The 15,375-nt window shown below is 68.4% G+C and carries 11 protein-coding genes; 4 read left to right on the top strand and 7 right to left on the bottom strand.

Annotation, left to right across the window (positions count from 1 at the left end; genetic code table 11):
* Nucleotides 1–256: 256 nt before the first annotated feature.
* The 5 genes from AB0B66_RS09990 to AB0B66_RS09970 form a co-directional block, all read right to left on the bottom strand.
* Nucleotides 257–5,314, bottom strand: coding sequence for a Pls/PosA family non-ribosomal peptide synthetase (locus tag AB0B66_RS09990; RefSeq protein ID WP_360525836.1), 5,058 nt, complete (start codon nucleotides 5,312–5,314; stop codon nucleotides 257–259).
* 940 nt (nucleotides 5,315–6,254) lie between these two features.
* Entirely contained in the window at nucleotides 6,255–7,187 is a 933-nt protein-coding gene (locus tag AB0B66_RS09985; RefSeq protein WP_360525833.1) for a cation diffusion facilitator family transporter, read from the bottom strand.
* Nucleotides 7,188–7,327: 140 nt separating this feature from the next.
* Nucleotides 7,328–8,368: a hypothetical protein gene (locus tag AB0B66_RS09980; protein ID WP_360525830.1), complete on the bottom strand. Its 1,041-nt coding sequence runs from the start codon at nucleotides 8,366–8,368 to the stop codon at nucleotides 7,328–7,330.
* 124 nt (nucleotides 8,369–8,492) lie between these two features.
* Nucleotides 8,493–9,446 carry a M56 family metallopeptidase gene (locus tag AB0B66_RS09975; RefSeq protein WP_360525827.1) on the bottom strand — a complete coding sequence of 318 codons (954 nt, stop codon included), beginning with the start codon at nucleotides 9,444–9,446 and terminating at the stop codon, nucleotides 8,493–8,495.
* Nucleotides 9,443–9,808: a BlaI/MecI/CopY family transcriptional regulator gene (locus AB0B66_RS09970; protein WP_360525824.1), complete on the bottom strand. Its 366-nt coding sequence runs from the start codon at nucleotides 9,806–9,808 to the stop codon at nucleotides 9,443–9,445. The genes AB0B66_RS09975 and AB0B66_RS09970 overlap by 4 nt, the downstream gene beginning before the upstream one ends.
* A 272-nt stretch (nucleotides 9,809–10,080) precedes the next feature.
* Here AB0B66_RS09970 and AB0B66_RS09965 point away from each other — a divergent pair, with 272 nt between their 5' ends.
* Nucleotides 10,081–10,794 (top strand): DUF3105 domain-containing protein, encoded by a 714-nt coding sequence (locus AB0B66_RS09965; protein ID WP_360525821.1) that lies wholly within the window; start codon nucleotides 10,081–10,083, stop codon nucleotides 10,792–10,794.
* Between the two features lie 26 nt (nucleotides 10,795–10,820).
* A complete protein-coding gene (locus AB0B66_RS09960; RefSeq protein ID WP_360525818.1) occupies nucleotides 10,821–11,438 on the top strand; it encodes a DUF305 domain-containing protein in 618 nt (205 codons plus the stop codon).
* 46 nt (nucleotides 11,439–11,484) lie between these two features.
* On the opposite strand, the gene AB0B66_RS09955 is transcribed toward AB0B66_RS09960, so the two are convergent.
* Complete coding sequence (locus AB0B66_RS09955) at nucleotides 11,485–13,137, bottom strand: copper resistance protein CopC (protein WP_360525815.1); 1,653 nt, start codon at nucleotides 13,135–13,137, stop codon at nucleotides 11,485–11,487.
* Nucleotides 13,134–13,763, bottom strand: a complete 630-nt coding sequence (locus AB0B66_RS09950) for a hypothetical protein (RefSeq protein ID WP_360525812.1) — start codon at nucleotides 13,761–13,763, stop codon at nucleotides 13,134–13,136. Before AB0B66_RS09950 ends, AB0B66_RS09955 begins: the two co-directional genes overlap by 4 nt.
* 228 nt (nucleotides 13,764–13,991) lie before the next feature.
* Between AB0B66_RS09950 and AB0B66_RS09945 the strand changes: the two genes are divergently transcribed.
* Nucleotides 13,992–14,558: a TlpA disulfide reductase family protein gene (locus AB0B66_RS09945; RefSeq protein ID WP_360525810.1), complete on the top strand. Its 567-nt coding sequence runs from the start codon at nucleotides 13,992–13,994 to the stop codon at nucleotides 14,556–14,558.
* Nucleotides 14,555–15,292: a cytochrome c biogenesis CcdA family protein gene (locus AB0B66_RS09940; RefSeq protein ID WP_360525807.1), complete on the top strand. Its 738-nt coding sequence runs from the start codon at nucleotides 14,555–14,557 to the stop codon at nucleotides 15,290–15,292. The genes AB0B66_RS09945 and AB0B66_RS09940 overlap by 4 nt, the downstream gene beginning before the upstream one ends.
* Nucleotides 15,293–15,375 lie beyond the last annotated feature (83 nt).

Here is a 15,375-nt window from a genome sequence, read left to right as displayed (position 1 = left end):
GTTGTGTAACCAGGACCACTTGCTTGAGCCCAAGACATCAGGCAGGAACTCAAAGGGCTGCCGACAGCCGGCGAAGCGGCTGCCGCCGCGAACGCAAGGCCATCGCGGGCTGACTGCGTCTGTCGATAGACACGGGAGCAGTTCCAACCCCTGTTTGCCTCGACGGTGACACGGCCGTCCCGGCTCAGACCGGGGTAGGCAAACGAATACTCGACCTCAGCATCCTGCTGACCGCTGCCGATCAAGGCGGCGGAGGCTAGGCCTCCGTGACAGGGGCCGCGGCCGCGGACGTTACCTGGCGTGCGGTCACTCGGCCATTGGCGAGGATGTGCATCAGCACCCTGGCTTCTGATCGACCGATCCCCTCAGTGTGAGGTCGTCGGCCCGCCGACCTAACCGCCGGGCGCATCGGACGACCTACCGGTTTGGTGCCGCGCCGACGGACCAAACGGCGCCGCACGGCCACGGTCACCCAGTGCTGCTCCGAGTCGGCGGCCCACTGCTCCTGGTGGAACCAGTAGCGCTGGCGGCCGTTCGGCGCGGCGCCGACTACATGCAAAGGTTCCAGCAACGTAGTCAGCTGCTCAAAATGGGTGGCCGTGTGGCCGCCAGCGCATCGTGCGTACGCCTGCTTCAGCGTCCACATACGCAGGAACTGGCTGCTCAGATCACCGGCGCCGGTCTCGGCCAGGCGGGATCGCTCGGCCGCAGACAACGCCGTCCAGGGCAGCGACGCAGCGGCGAAACGTGCGGCGGGCTCCAGATCGACCCCGATGTCGTACGTGTTCGAGACCGCCACCGCGATCGCCGATTCGGTGTGCGAGACGCTGACGTCGATGCCGATCAGCGGCCCGGAGACGGTCAGCTTGCCGAAGCCTCCGTGGTGCAGGCTCCAGTTGCGCGGCGCGACCTCGCCGTGCCATTCGATCGACAGGATCATGCGGACCAGTGCCCGGGTGATGACGAAGGAGCTGCGGCGCTCGTCGGAGTGCAGGCTGTCGGCTTCGGCCCGGTCGGTGGCGTTGAGGAACTGGGCCAGGTCGTTCTCCCGCCGCCGGCACGCGGCCAGCGAGAACAGCGACACCGCCACGCCCGCGGGTCGCCGCCGCCGGGGAGCGGGCGTGGCCCGCAGCTCGGTGAGCAGCGCCCGGGCCGCGGCCCGGGAACCGGCCCGCGGGCCGGAGGTGCAGGGCACGGGCCGGGTCCGGCGCGGCGCGGCGGGCAGCGCCTCGAGCACCTGCCGGGCCGGGTTGCCGGTCCAGTCCTCGCCGTCGGGGATCTGCTCGCCCTTCATCAGGAAGGAGTGCGCGCCGAGCACCGCGTTCTCGCCGACGGTCACGCCGTAGTGCACGAACGCGTGGACGCCGATGGTCGCGCCGGAGCCGATGACGGTCGGCTCGGAGCGGAACATGCCGTCCTCCTGGGAGTGGCACTGGATCACCACCCTGGCGTTGAGGCAGGCGTCGTCGCCGACGGTCATCATGGTGCGCTCGGACATGTACGCCCCGTCGTCGTAGACCCGCTTGCCCATGCGCACGCCCAGCAGCCGCCAGATCATCGGGCGGAACGGGGTGCCCGCGAACGGGACCGGGGCTTCCAGCTTCCATAGCCGCTCGTGCCACCAGTAGTACGGGTCGTAGATGGAGCAGCGCCGTGAGCGGAGCCGCCGGAACCCGCCGACCAGCCGCTCCACCAGCACGTCGTAAGCGATGTGGAAAACCAGGATGACGATCATCGCGGCCGGGATGACGAGCACACTCCACTCGGAGTACAAGTCGATCGCGGCGGCCAGCACCGCCAGGCCGACTGCGGCCTCCAACCACCGCACCAGCAGGAACCACGCCATCGTGCGCAGGTTGTAGCGGTTCTTCAGAGTCAGCGCGCGGCGCAGCGCGTCCCCGGTGGGCGCTTCGCAGCCGGTTTCCCGGGTGACGACCCGGGCGATCGGCAGCGACGGTGAGCCCAGCAGGCCTGAGTTGGTCCGCAGGGGCCCAGAGGTGGGCACAGCGGCCTTCGTGGCGTACAGCACATTCTCGCCGACGGCGTTCATCGCAGGGAAGGTGACGTCGTTGCCGACGAACGAGCGCGGGCCGACAGTGACCCGTGACATCGTGAACGAGGTATTCGAGTAGTCGGCATTGACCATGGACAGGCCGTCGGACACCATCGTGCCGGTGCCGACGGTGCACAGGAACGGCGAGTCGAACTTGAACTCGATGCCGAAGTTGGAGCCGGTCTGCACTACCTGCTGCAGGTCGACGCCGATCCAACGCAGGTAGTTCACGACATAAGAGCTGTCACCGAACAGGCGCATGAACAGCGCAGAGTTGGTCATCGCGCTGATGGTGGACTGCAGCCAGTACCGGAAGCTGTATATCGGGTACACCCTGCCTGGCGTGATCATGAGGTTGAGCAGGCGTGGGATGGTGACGATGCTCAGCAGAGCAAGCAGCAGCCCGCCAACGAACAGCACTGCCGAAGCCAGCACCAGGTACAGGTAGATGAAACCGGCGATGGAGAAAGGCCGACCGTCTGCAATCCGCCTGAGCATCGGGGTTTGCGTGACCACGCCGACCAACACGCCGAACACCAGCGGACCGCGGGCTAGCACCAGGTTGGCGACTTTGACGCCGGTGTAGGTCGTCTTGCGCAACCACCCACAGTCTCTGGCTTCTACCGTGCCCAGCCCGGCGTGGCCGGGCTGGGCCGGCATGCCCTGCCAGCTCTCCCCGGCCGGCACCGCGTACCCGGGCGGCAGCGTCGAGGAGTGCCCGAGCCGTGCGCCGTCGCCGATGGCGCTGTTGATGTCCAGCGCGCTGTGCTCGCCGACGATCACGTCGCTGCCGATGGTGATCCGGCCCGTCTGGATGTAGCCGGACTGGGCGCGATAACCGGTGAAGTGGCAGTCCTTGCGGATGACCGTGTTGTCGCCGATGGTCAGCAGGTCGGTGCAGATCGGCATGACCGGAGACAGGATCACCACGTTGCGGCCGATCTTCGCGCCGAGCAGGCGCAGGTACCACGGGTAGAGCGGGGTGCCGTAGAACATCAGCAGCCGGCTGGCGCCCATGCACATGCGCACGTACCAGAAGCGCAGGTACTTCAGCCCCCACAGGGGGATCTCCTGTTCCTTCCACCGCCCGATGAGCAGCCACTTCACGGCGACCGGGTAGAGGGCCAGGATCAGGAATCCGACGATGCTGAACGCCGCCGAGCGCAGATAAAGCTCGAGGTAGCCTTTGGCGGCGGCCATGAAGCGGAACGCGAAGATGAGCAGGAAGCCGCCCATCACCGCGGAGCCCAGCCCCATCAGCAACTGCACCACGCCGCAGGCCGCGTACTGCAGCGAACTCGCGCGGTGCGGCTCGCGGGCCGGCTTGGGCACGGTGCGCGGCTGCCCAGCGCCGCCTTCTGCGGCGGCCGGGGCGACGGCGGCGGCCAGCGCGCGCACGGTCGGGTACACGTACACGTCGCGCATGGACACCGAGGGCAGGTCGGCGCGCTGCCGTACCCGGGCGCAGAACCGTGCCATGAGCAGCGAGTCCGCGCCCACCTCCTCGAAGAAGTGGCTCTCCACGCCGACCCGGTCCACCCGGACGGTCTCGGCCAGCACCTCGGCGTACCCCTGCTCGATCGGGTTCGCGGGCGCGGCCTCGGTGGGCGGCGCGGCCAGCCGGCGGTTGGTCGGCGGCGGCAGGCTCTTGCGGTCGGCCTTGTCGCTGGGCAGCATCGGGATCGCGTCGAGCTGCTCCAGATACGACGGGATCATGTATCCGGGCAGCCGTTCCCGCAGCCAGGAGTAGATCTGCTGGCGGTCCAGCGCGACGGTGTCCTTGCGCAGGCTGTAGTAGCCGACCAGCTCGGTCACGCCCGGCTCGGGGCTGTGCGTGTCGACGACGGCCTGGGCGATGCCGGGCACCTGCAGCAGCACCGACTCGATCTCGGTCAGCTCGATGCGGTACCCGCGGATCTTCACCTGGGTGTCGATGCGCCCCAGGTATTCGATCTCGCCGGTCTCGTTGACCCGGCCCAGGTCGCCGGTGCGGTAGATGCGCCCGGACGGGTTGTTCTTGATGTTCAGGAAGTCGGGGATGAACGCGCGCTCGGTCAGGTCGTCGCGGTTGACGTAGCCGACGGCCAGGCCGACGCCCGCGATGCCGATCTCGCCCAGCTCGCCCGGGGGCAGGGCGCGGGGGGAGTCGGGGTCGAGGATCACCGTGGCGTAGGTCGGCAGCGGCAGGCCCAGCGTGATCGGCTTGTCCGGGTGCACCGGCGTCCAGGTCGCGGTGACGGTCGCCTCGGTGGGCCCGTACACGTTGAGGAAACGCCGGTGCGGCCGGTGCCAGCGGGTGACCAGGTCCTGCGGGCAGGCCTCGCCGGAGACCAGCAGGAAGCGCAGGTCGGGCAGGTCCTCGTCGAGCGTGGCCAGCAGTGTCGGCACGCAGCACATCGCGGTGACCTCGCGCGCGGTGAGGAACTCCCACAGGTCCCGGCCGAGCAGGCTGGCCCCGCCGGGTTTGGGCACCAGGGTCGCGCCGACCATCCAGGACACCCAGATCTCCTCGACCGAGAAGTCGAACGCGATGGTCATGCCCTGGTACATCCGGTCCTCCGGGCGCACCCCGTAGAGCTCGGCGGCGACCCGGACGAAGTTGCAGATGGCGGCGTGCTCGACGGCGACGCCCTTGGGCCGGCCGGTGGAGCCGGAGGTGTAGATGATGTACGCCAGCTCGTCGACGGGCTCGCCGCGCTCGGCCTCGGTCAGCCGCTGCTCACCGGTGGCGGCCAGCTCGGCGGTGAGCTCGTCGAGGCAGAGCACCTCGGCCTCGGCGACCTCGGCCAGGTGCTCGCGCAGGTGCGACACCGACAGCACCAGCCGCGCCCCGGAGTCGCCGACGATGTAGGCCAGCCGGTCGGCCGGGAAGCCGGTGTCCAGCGGCACGTACGCGGCGTGGATCTTCCCGATGGCGAGCATGCCGACGTACGACTGCACGGGCTGGTCGAACAGCAGCGCGATCCGGTCGCCGGGCCGGGCGCCGCGGCTGATCAGGTGCCGGGCGAGCTGGTTGGCGCGCGCGTCGAGCTGCTCGTAGGTGAGCGTCTCCTCCCCGGTGTCCACCGCGAGCTGCTCGCCCCGGCCGTACCGGCGCAGCCGGTCGCACTGCTGCTCGAACAGCTGCGGCAGCCGCTCGCCCGGCCGCCAGCGCGGCTCGTGCTCGTAGCCGGGGCAGGTCAGCACCAGACCGCCGTTGCGACCGGGTTCGACGTCAGGGAACTCGGGAAGATCATTGACATCGAGGACGCGTGTGCTCATGGGCTTCTCCCTCCGCGGACGACAAGGACGGCTGAACGGATCCGGCAGGGTCCAGACGTCGTCGCGGCCTGTGTCGTGTTCCGATGGCGTGGCTGCACGACGATGGCGTTGTGGCGGAGCGTGAAACCATCGCCGACGGCGCCCGGAACTGGCATCGAGTAGCCGTACAGGTCGGCTCTGCGCGGGGTGTCCCGCGCGGGCCCGTGTGAATCGGGTTCGTGGGATGCAGGCGGTGTGCGCGTTACTCAGACGCTGGCCTGATTGGGTGGCACGACTGGTGCTCGCGGTCGTGGTCGATCGGTGTGGGCGCCGGCCCGCGCCGGCCGCGCTGCTGATGGTGGTACCGACGCGGCTACCGGGGGCCGCTCGAGTTTTGCCAGGTCACGGCACGGGGAGGGTCTCGGCAGTCTGGCTGGCGCGCCAAGCATCGTCATCGGTTCTCCTCAGGCAGGGCGTGGCGAAGCCTTGGGGCTTCGACCGGCAGATCAGCCGCCTCACACCGTCCACGAGGACGAGCCGGCGTCCATATCGACTACTAAGAGTCGTAGGTGCATCACCATTAGTGATGCTACCGATCGTTCGGGCCCTTACTGCGGGATTCCGAAGTTCGCCGGTTCCGCACCGGACCCCATGAGCCGAGGGACGATCATGGCCGGTTGAACGGGAACGTTTCCGGCTTAACCCGTAGCAGCATCAGCGCAGGCCGCTGGAGCCGGCATGACGCCGTGCGCTTCCAGGTGCGCCCCCACGGGCGGCGGACAGCGTGTTCATGACCCGCCGGCGGTCTGGCGCGCTGGCACGGTTACCCACGATCGAGAACCGTCGGTGGCTTATCTGCAGGACGGGGCGGGTAGCTGAGATCGCTGCACCGGGCCATCGCCCGACCGCTCACCGATCGATCCGGCTGTGGCGGGCCGTCGACTGTCGGGTCCATGCGGTGTCACGCGTGGGTGGAGTGCTCGTGACTGCCGTGACCCGGTGGCTCCAGCTGAAACGTCGAGTGCTCGACATCGAAGCGGCCCTTGATGCGTTCCTGCAGCGCGTCCAACAGTTGCGGGGCGTGCCCGTCGTGGAAGCATCCGTCCTCGACGACCACGTGTGCGCTCAGCACCGGCAGGCCTGAAGTGACGACGTAAGCGTGTAGATCGTGCACGCTCACGACGTGGTCGAGTTCCAGGATGTAGCGGCGTACCTCGTCAAGATCCATGCCTTCCGGGACAGCCTGCAGCAGCACGTTGACGGCTTCACGCAGCAGCCGCAACGCCCGTGGGATGATGACGATGCCGATGATGATCGAAACGATCGCGTCGGCCTGTGTGTATCCGGTCCACGCGATCACCCCGGCCGCGGTGATGACCCCGACTGAAGTCGCGGTGTCGGTGGCGACCTCCAGGAACGCTCCACGCATGTTGAGGCTGTCGTCACGAGCACGAAAGAGCAGCGCCATTCCGATGGCGTTGCCGACCAAGCCGATGAACGCGAACAGCGCCATGCCGCCGGGGTGCACATCGGCCGGGGTGAACAGCCGTCGGACGCCCTCGATGAGCACGTATACGCCCATGCCGGCCAGGACGAGGCCGTTGACTGCGGCGGCCAGGATCTCGGCGCGGGCCCATCCGAACGTGCGCCGCGAGGTGGCAGGCCGAGCGGCAAGCACGGCTGCTCCCAGCGCCAGGCCAACGCCGCCCGCATCGGCCAGGACGTGCCCGGCATCGGCCAGCAGCGCAAGGCTGCCGGTGATGACGGCCCCGACGACTTCGATGACGAAGATGACCGCGGCAATCCCCAGGACGGCAGCCAGGGCTTTGCGGTGCTGCCCGGTAGCGGTCGTGTGGCTGTGGTCGTGGCCTGCGCCCAAGTTGTCCTCCTGCATTGCCCGCGGCTGGCCGCGTCGGGTGCTGCTGGGATGTCACTGCCCGGGCGGCGTCATCGTAACGCCGCTCGATGCCGCGGCATGTCGCCACGGTTGAAACCGTCCTACCCAACGCAGCCGGTGTGGAACCGGGGGCCGGTTCAGTACATGGACAGGTGAACGTGGTTGGTGTGGTCACCGGCGGCGTCGTCACCGCACTTGGACCCGGTGGGGGAGTACGTCTTCCAGCCGGTTGCCGGCAGCCAGATCTTGCAGAAGAAGATCACGTACAGGACCCCCAGGCGGCTGGCGTTCTTGACGAAGTATGAAGCGAGTTTGTCGCCGTAGAGCTTCGACTCCCCCGTGGAGGAGAAGTTCTTGAACCCGCCGACCTCGCTGGAGAAGTCACAGGCGCGGCCCTTGGGGTGCTCGTACACGTCACCGGGTCGGTAGCAGGCGACGTACCGCTTGAAACCTGACTTCTGTGCCTGCTGTAGCGCGTGAAGGGTCCGCGGTGTGATGCATCCGCCAGTGGTGGGATCGTTGATGGTGCAGCCTTCGGCGGGCCAGCTCCCGTCAGCGTTACGGCGGGCAGGCGCTGCCAGTGGTGAGTTCGGGTCTACCCAGCCTCGGGTGGCGTAACCGCCGACCGCCGACAGAGCCAGTTCGGCGGCCTTCTTGCGCTTGGACATCTCGCTTGCCTGTTTGGCCTGCTCTTTGACCTCGGCGTCGATGTCGGCCTTGGCCTGCGTCGCCTGCCGGGTTACGGCCATGAGTTCGGCCAGCTGCGCGTCGTCGCGGGCGGTCATGCGTTCCAGCGCCGCGGTGCGGGCCAGGAAGTCGTCAGGCGAGGTGGCGTTGAGCATCGTTCCCATCACACCCAGTCGACCGGATTTGTACGCCTCGGCGGCGTATCTGGAGACCCCCACCCGCAGCCGGGCCAGCCTGTTCTCGGCTGCCACGAGGGTGGCGCGCAGTTCGCGCTGGCGTTTACGCGAGGCTTCAAGAGCTTCCTGTGCCTGCAGATAGCCGACCGCTGCGGTTTCGAGGTTGGACCGCAGGGTCTTGACCTTGGCGGAGCTGCCCTCGTTGAGGGCATCGGGCTCGGCATAGGCAGACAGTGGTGCCGATCCAAGAAGCACGGCGATGCAAATGATCAATACCGGTGCTGCGGGCAGGCGTCGACGGACCGTGAGGGGCACGGCGATGGTCCTTCCGTTGCGCGCCGCGCAGGGGTCACGCGGCCCGCAGCCACACTACTATCCGTCTTAGGAGATCGGTCAACCCGGCACCTCGCGCAGGCAGGCGACGTCACCGGGTCGGCGCCTAAAGCGCAGGCAGGCACCGGGAAGCGGCCGGGAACAGCAGGCCCAACGCAACCAGCGCCGGCGGCATGGCCAGCAGTGCCGTGAGCGCAACCATCGTCAGGACGCGCTGGGTGGCAGACAACGCCGGCGGTGGTGCCAACAGCCTGCGCACGCGCTCGACCGCATCACCGCCGTGTGCCCCCAATGCTCCGGCCGGCATCGGCACACCGCCGTCAGCCTGTGCGCACATCACCAGCGCCCGCGCCAGCTGAATGCGCCGCTCGCCGCCGACAGCGTCGTCGGCGCACAGTTCGACCAGTCGGTCGACCTGCCGGCCCGCCTGAGCGAACATCGGCACCGTCGGGAAACACATCGCCAGCATCCTGGTCATCTGCTGCAACAGGTGATGGCGACCGTGCAGGTGTGCCCTCTCGTGGTCAAGCACCGCGTCAACCTGAACCTTGGGCAGGCTCGCCAACGCACCTGTGGTGATCACGATCTGCCCACCGCCACCTGCCAGCGTGTAGGCAGCCGGACGCGGATGATCGAGTACCAGTGCACCGAGGGCCTCGTCGCGGCGGGCGACCAGCGACAACATCTCGCGGTGAGCTCGGCGGGCGCGCTCGCCTTCCCGCCAGGCGCGTACCCCCGTGGCTGTGCCCCGAGCAACTACCACGGCTACCGCGGTCAGCGCCAGCATGGCCAGTATCCGGTGCCCAGCCCCGGTGACAGAATCAAGGAACTGCGCGCACCACATCCACCCGGCGCACACGAGATTCAGGGTCAGCTGCCACGTCGCCAGCATCACCACCGGCGCAGCAAGCACCGAGGTCACGGTGACAGCCACGACCGTGTACCAGGCAGCAAGCCCCAGCTTCGGGGCGCGGTGCACCCAGCTGGCCCGCGGCAGGCTTCGCCCTGCTGTCCAGGCCACCGACGCCGCAAGCAGAAGCAGTGCCGCAGCGATGGTCACGGACGGCCCGTCTCGTAGACGGCCAGCGCCGCGCGCAGAGCGTCGGCTTCTTTCGGGGTCATCTGACCGACGAACTGCAGCAACGCCAGCTGCGGGTCGCCGCCCTCGTTGAGCGCGTCGCGCATCAGCCGCGCACTGTACTGCTCGCGTGTGGCGGTCGGAGTGAACAGGTGCGCGCGGCCGACGGCCTCACGCACCAGCCAGCCCTTCTTGAACAGGTTGTCCACGACGGTGAGCACGGTGTTGTAGGCCAGCTCACGCTCGGGGCGCAGCTCGTTGAGGATGTCGCGGACCGTCGCGGGCTCGCCGCGAGACCAGAACCGGTCCATGATCGCAGCCTCGAGGTCGCCGAACCCCCTCATTCGTTCCCTGCCCCCTGATGTCGCCTCTACGAACGCCGACCACTTTAGTGGCCTCACCGTGTTCGCGCCCAGCAGCGCCCCGTTTGCCCTCAAGTGGCGAGCGGTCGGGTCAATCGCGGGCTGCTGCCGTGGGCGGTTACCCGTCTCCTAAGGGTTATAGGGGTCAACTACTATGCATCTTAGGTGATGACGGCTTCGCACGTCCTGCTCACGCTCCCCGCAGCTGAGGCGCGTGGGCAGCAGCCGGCGTGCGATCGGGGCGAAGAAGGGCGGTGGCGGCGGTGATGGCACCGGCACGCAAGCCAGCCGGCGGACGGACTGGCAGGAAGAAGGCGGCGCAGTTCACGGTCGGCGCCAGCCGCAACTGGGGCTCGATCGCGACCTTCGCCGCGGTCACCATGATCGCGGTGGGGATCATCGGCTGGGGTGCATGGGCGGTCTACCGCCCTGGCAGCGTGGGCTACGGCTGGCAGACCCGCGTGGCCCAGATCGACGGCGTCGCCGACTACCGCGCCGGCAAAGAACTGGCCCGTGACCATGTCGAGGGCGTGCAGACCTACAACCCGACTCCGGCGGTCGGTGGAGCCCATAACGGCATCTGGCAGCGCTGCACCGGCGAGGTCTACGACGCGGCGATCCCCAACGAGCACGCCGCGCACAGCCTCGAACACGGCGCGGTCTGGATCACCTACCGAGAAGGCATGCCCGACGACCAAGTAGCCACACTCGCAGCCAAAGTCCAAGGTCGCGAATACATGCTGATGAGCCCGGTGCCGGGGCTACCCACTGCCGTGTCGCTTCAGGCCTGGGGGTACCAGCTCGCCGTCGAAGATGTCGCCGACCCCCGCATAGACGACTTCATCGGCGCACTGCGCGTCAACGCCACCATGGAGCCCGGCGCCATCTGCTCTGGCGGCAGCACCGCCACCGGCACAACCCCGTTGACTCCCGAACAAGCCCAGAAACTGACCGAGCAGGGCAACTGACGAGCGGATCGCACATGTTTCAGATCATGACCAAGCTCCGGCACGCAGGTATCCGACGGTGGCGGTGGCCGGCCCTTGCTGTGGTGGTCGGAATGCTGCTCGGCTTCGGCGCAGCGCTGGTGGCCGCTTCTTCCCGCACGCCAGGCGACAGCTCCGTCGAAGCCGGGTTTGCCCGGGACATGTCCACCCATCACGCACAAGCAGTCGCCATGGGCATGATCGCAGCCAAGAACGCAACCGACCCGCAGGTTCGCGCCCTCGGCGAGGACATCGCACTGACCCAGCAGGCCCAGATCGGGATCATGGGCCAGTGGCTGCGCAGTTGGAACCTGAACATCAACGGTTCGGCACCACCGATGTCGTGGATGCCCGACGGCGCCAAATCCCTCGACAACGGCTTGATGCCCGGCATGGCCACCGCCGCCGAGATGGCGCAGCTCGAACAGGCCGAAGGCCGCGACCTCGACCGGCTCTTCCTGCAGATGATGGTCAAACACCATCTGGGCGGAATTCACATGGTCGACGCCGCACTCGCCGAAAGCGACAACCCCGATCTTCGATGGCTGGCAGAGACCATGAAGGCAGGCCAGCGCAGCGAGATCGCTGCGATGGAGCGGCTCGAGCAGTCGCTTCCAGCCGAATGACTTGACACCTGCGGCTGCCCAGACCTGGCAGCCGCAGGCGTCCCAGTCAAGACTTGGGTGCCTCGACGGTCACCGTGGTACCGACACTCTCCTGATCGATGTCACTGAACCGCAACGTGAACCGCAGCTCCCACTGCCCCGGCGTCGGCATCGCGAACTGGGCGCTCGCATGATTGTCCGTCAACTTGATCATCGCCAGGTTGACCGGCTCGATGCCGGCCGACGGCAGAGCCGCAGTTGCCGTCCACTCCACCACTGTCAGCTGCGCGCCCTGTGGGGTGTAGGCGTACAGGTGCATAAGGTTGTCGCCGGGCGCTGCCGGGCTGACCTCCAGCTGAAGCGTGAACTTCGGGCTGGTCAGGGTGGTCGTGTACGTCTGCGGCTGCGTGATGCCCTGAGTGATCTGCTCGGCTGTGCGCGCTGGCGTGGTCTGCGTCAGCACCCCGGTGGTGGCCAGCACCGCCACGGTGATCGCCAGTTCGACGAACACGACTCGACGCAGGCCACCGGGTCGCGACAGCGCCGGGCCGGCCGCAAGGCGCCGCGCCACGAACGCCGCGACCAGCGCCGCGGCGACCAGACCGACTTTCGCGATCACCAGCCGGCCGTAGGCCGTACCGACCAACGCCGTCGGCGTGCCCACCTGGATCAGCGCCGAGACAGTGCCGGCCAGCAGCACCGCGGCGACTGCCAGCGAAGCCCACCGCGACCAGATCGGCAAAATCGCGGCCCGCTCGCGTTCGTCCGACAGACGCAGCAGCCAGCCGGCGAGCATCAGCAGTCCGCCGAGCCAGACTGCGGCGCCGGCCAGGTGCACCGCGTCGACCGCGATCGACATCAGGGGCACGGCGGAGGCAGCCGGGTGCCCTGTCACCGGCCACGTCAACGCAGCCAGCGCGGCGACGGCGAGCAGCGCCACCCGGCCGGGCAGCCGGTCACGGCCGACGAGCAACGGCCGCACGAGCACCGCTGCCGCGGCCAGCAGCACCAGGCGCGCCAGCGACGCAAGGCCGTAGGTCGAGCCCGCCACGTCGAGAAGGTCACCGACGCTCACCCCGGTCAGGCCGGTGCCCGTCGTGTACGGCGCCTGCAGATACAGCCCGGCCAGCGTCGCCGCGGCGCAGACGACGAACCCGGTCCACATCAGCCGCCGTGGCGTGCGTTGGCTCAGTCGCCGAGGCCACAGCATGCTCAGGACGAGCACGGGCCCCACCAGCAACACCAGCCCCAGGTAGCCGACGACCTTCACGACGGTGAGCAGCGTCGAAACGGTGGCGTTGACGTCGTCGTCGCCTTCGGTGGCTGCCGGGGCGGCCGACGGTATGCCGATCGAGAACGTGAATCCGCCAGGGATCGGGTGGCTGTCAGCCGAGATCACCCGGTAGCTGACCAGATACGTGCCCTGCTTGGGGTCGTCGCGCAAGGTGATCGACAGCGTCGTGCCCGCGACCGTGGGAGTTGAGCGATCGGCCCGCTCGCCGTCAGGACCAACGATCCGGATCTTGCCAGGCACTGCGGTGATCGACTCGCTGAACGTCAAGGTGATCTGCGAAGGCGCCTGGGCTACGACCGAACCGATCGGCGGATTGGTCCGCAGCAGCGCCGCGTGCGCCTGAGCCGGCTCGGCGGGCAGGGCTACGGCAGCGGTGAACGCGACGGCGGCCAGCAACAACCCCGCGGCGCGGGCCAGGGGTCTCACGACGCCGACCCTGTGACCGTGATCGGCTGGCGCGCCTGCCGTGAAGCGGTGCGGCTCAGTGCCCAGAGCAGCAGCGCCTGGGCGACAGTAGCGATGTGGCCCGTCTCCATTGGCAACGCGGTGATCCCTCCTACGACATCGGAAACGCTGGTGACGGCCAGGCAAGCGGCGAGTACGAACGCGACCGGGACGAACGCCCGTGCTCGCTGCGGCAGCCATGCGGCCAACCCGAAACCGACTGCGACGGCGACGTCGAATGACGCCACCTCCCGGGCGCCATGGACGACCCCGGGTCCGGCTAGTGCCGGCAGAGCCAGGCACAGTTGCGCCAGCGAGGTTGCGGCCAGCGCGAAGCGCAGGATCCGGTGGCGCTCATGCGGCCCTCTCCGGCATGTTTGGCTCCGCTCGCCGGGCTTCGGGGCAACGGCCGGGTTGATCGGGCCGGGTTCCGGTGCGTGTACGCGGTCGGCATAAACCTGATCGCGCAGCCCTTGGGCCACGGCGGACCAAAGGCGGCAGGCCCCACAATCGGCGACGTGTTCGTCGAGGTGAAGACCCGCCACCGGCGACGGCTGGCCGTCCACACGCGCGAACAAGCCTTCCCTCATCACGTCACAGATGCTCATGCGCGGGTAGTCGCCCCTGGTCCCGGTCCGGTTCCCGCCACCTGCCCGCTGCCGTCTGGGCACAGTGAGCCAGTCGCTCCTGCACCGCGCGCCGGCGACACGGGTGTCCGTCCGCCGTGCGCCGACCCGCTTGCCTCCCACGTGCAGGCATACCACAGCACCGACCCCTTCCGATCACCTAAGAATGTTAGGTGATAGCGTCGGTTCGGTCGAGCAGGGGAGTGTCACGTGAAAAGGCGATACCTGCTGCTAGCCGGCCTGGCCGCCGCAGGAGGCTGCGGCCGCAGCAGCAACGTCGTAGCAGCACCCGCCGAGACAGCGGACGCTCGCATCGGTACAGCGGTGCAGATCCCGGCCGACTCCCGCAAGAGCGGCCCCACCGTGACCGGGGAACTGCTCGACGGCTCGTCATTCGACTTGCAGTCGTGGCGCGGTCAGGTCGTGGTCGTGAACTTCTGGGGCTCCTGGTGCGCACCGTGCCGACTGGAGGCAGCCGACCTGCAGGCAACCTACGAAGCGACCCGCGAACTCGGTGTCCAGTTCCTCGGGGTGGACGTCCGCGACGGCCGTGACGCCGCGAAGGCGTTCAACACCAGCTTCGGGATCACTTACCCGAGCTTGTTCGACCCGGCGAGCCGCACCGCGTTGCGGTTTGCCGACGTCCCGCCCAGCGTCATCCCGGCGACACTGGTCCTGGACCGGGGCCTGCGGGTCGCCGCAGTGTTCCGCAAGGTGGTCACCCGCGAGGAACTCGAAACGTCCATACGTGCCGTTGCCGCCGAGCAGCAGCCGTGAGCCTCGCCGAGACCGCAGCGAGCGGTCCGCTGCTGGCAGCAGTGGCTGTAGCTGCGATGGCCGGAGTGGTGAGCTTCTTCGCCCCGTGCATGCTGCCGCTCGTGCCGGGCTATCTGTCATATGTGACCGGGCTGACGGGCGCTGACTCCGATAGGCCCCGTAGAGCACGCACGCTGGCGGGCGCGGGGCTGTTCGTGGCCGGCTTCACCGTGATCTTCACGCTCATGGCATACGCGGCAGGGCAGCTGGGCAGGATTCTGCTGCTGCACATGCGGATCATCGAGATCGTCGTCGGCCTGCTCACCGTGCTACTGGGCCTCGGGTTCGCCGGGTTGCTACCGATGTCGCGCTCATTGCGTCCGGGTTGGCTGCCGCAAATCGGGCTGGCAGGCGCCCCGCTGCTGGGTGCAACCTTCGCGCTGTCGTGGACTCCGTGTCTAGGACCGACGCTTACCGTCGTCCTTGGTTTGGCAGCGACGCAGGGGTCGGCCGGTCGGGGCACGGTGCTGGCCGCAGCGTACTCGCTTGGCCTGGGTTTGCCTCTGCTCGGCGTCGCTGCTGGGATGAGCTGGCTTGCCTCCGCGGTGGCCTTCATCCGGCGCCACAATGCGTGGGTGACCCGTGTTGGTGGAGCGATGCTCGTCGTGATCGGAGTGGCTCTGACCACCGGGATGTGGACGACCTTCGTGAACTGGCTGCGTGCCACTGTTGGGCCGGGGCAGATCGGCCTCTGAACCGACCAGCACTGCGCGCTGGCGTGTACGTGGCTGGTCGGCGGATCTGACCGCCGCGATCTCCCGGTCCCTTACCGTGTCGC

Origin of the sequence: Catellatospora sp. NPDC049111 (assembly GCF_040648615.1) — a bacterium.
In the GTDB taxonomy this organism is placed as follows: domain Bacteria; phylum Actinomycetota; class Actinomycetes; order Mycobacteriales; family Micromonosporaceae; genus Catellatospora; species Catellatospora aurea.
The sequence above is the reverse complement of the archived record's forward strand: the minus strand, read 5'-3'. Positions and strand labels throughout refer to the sequence as shown.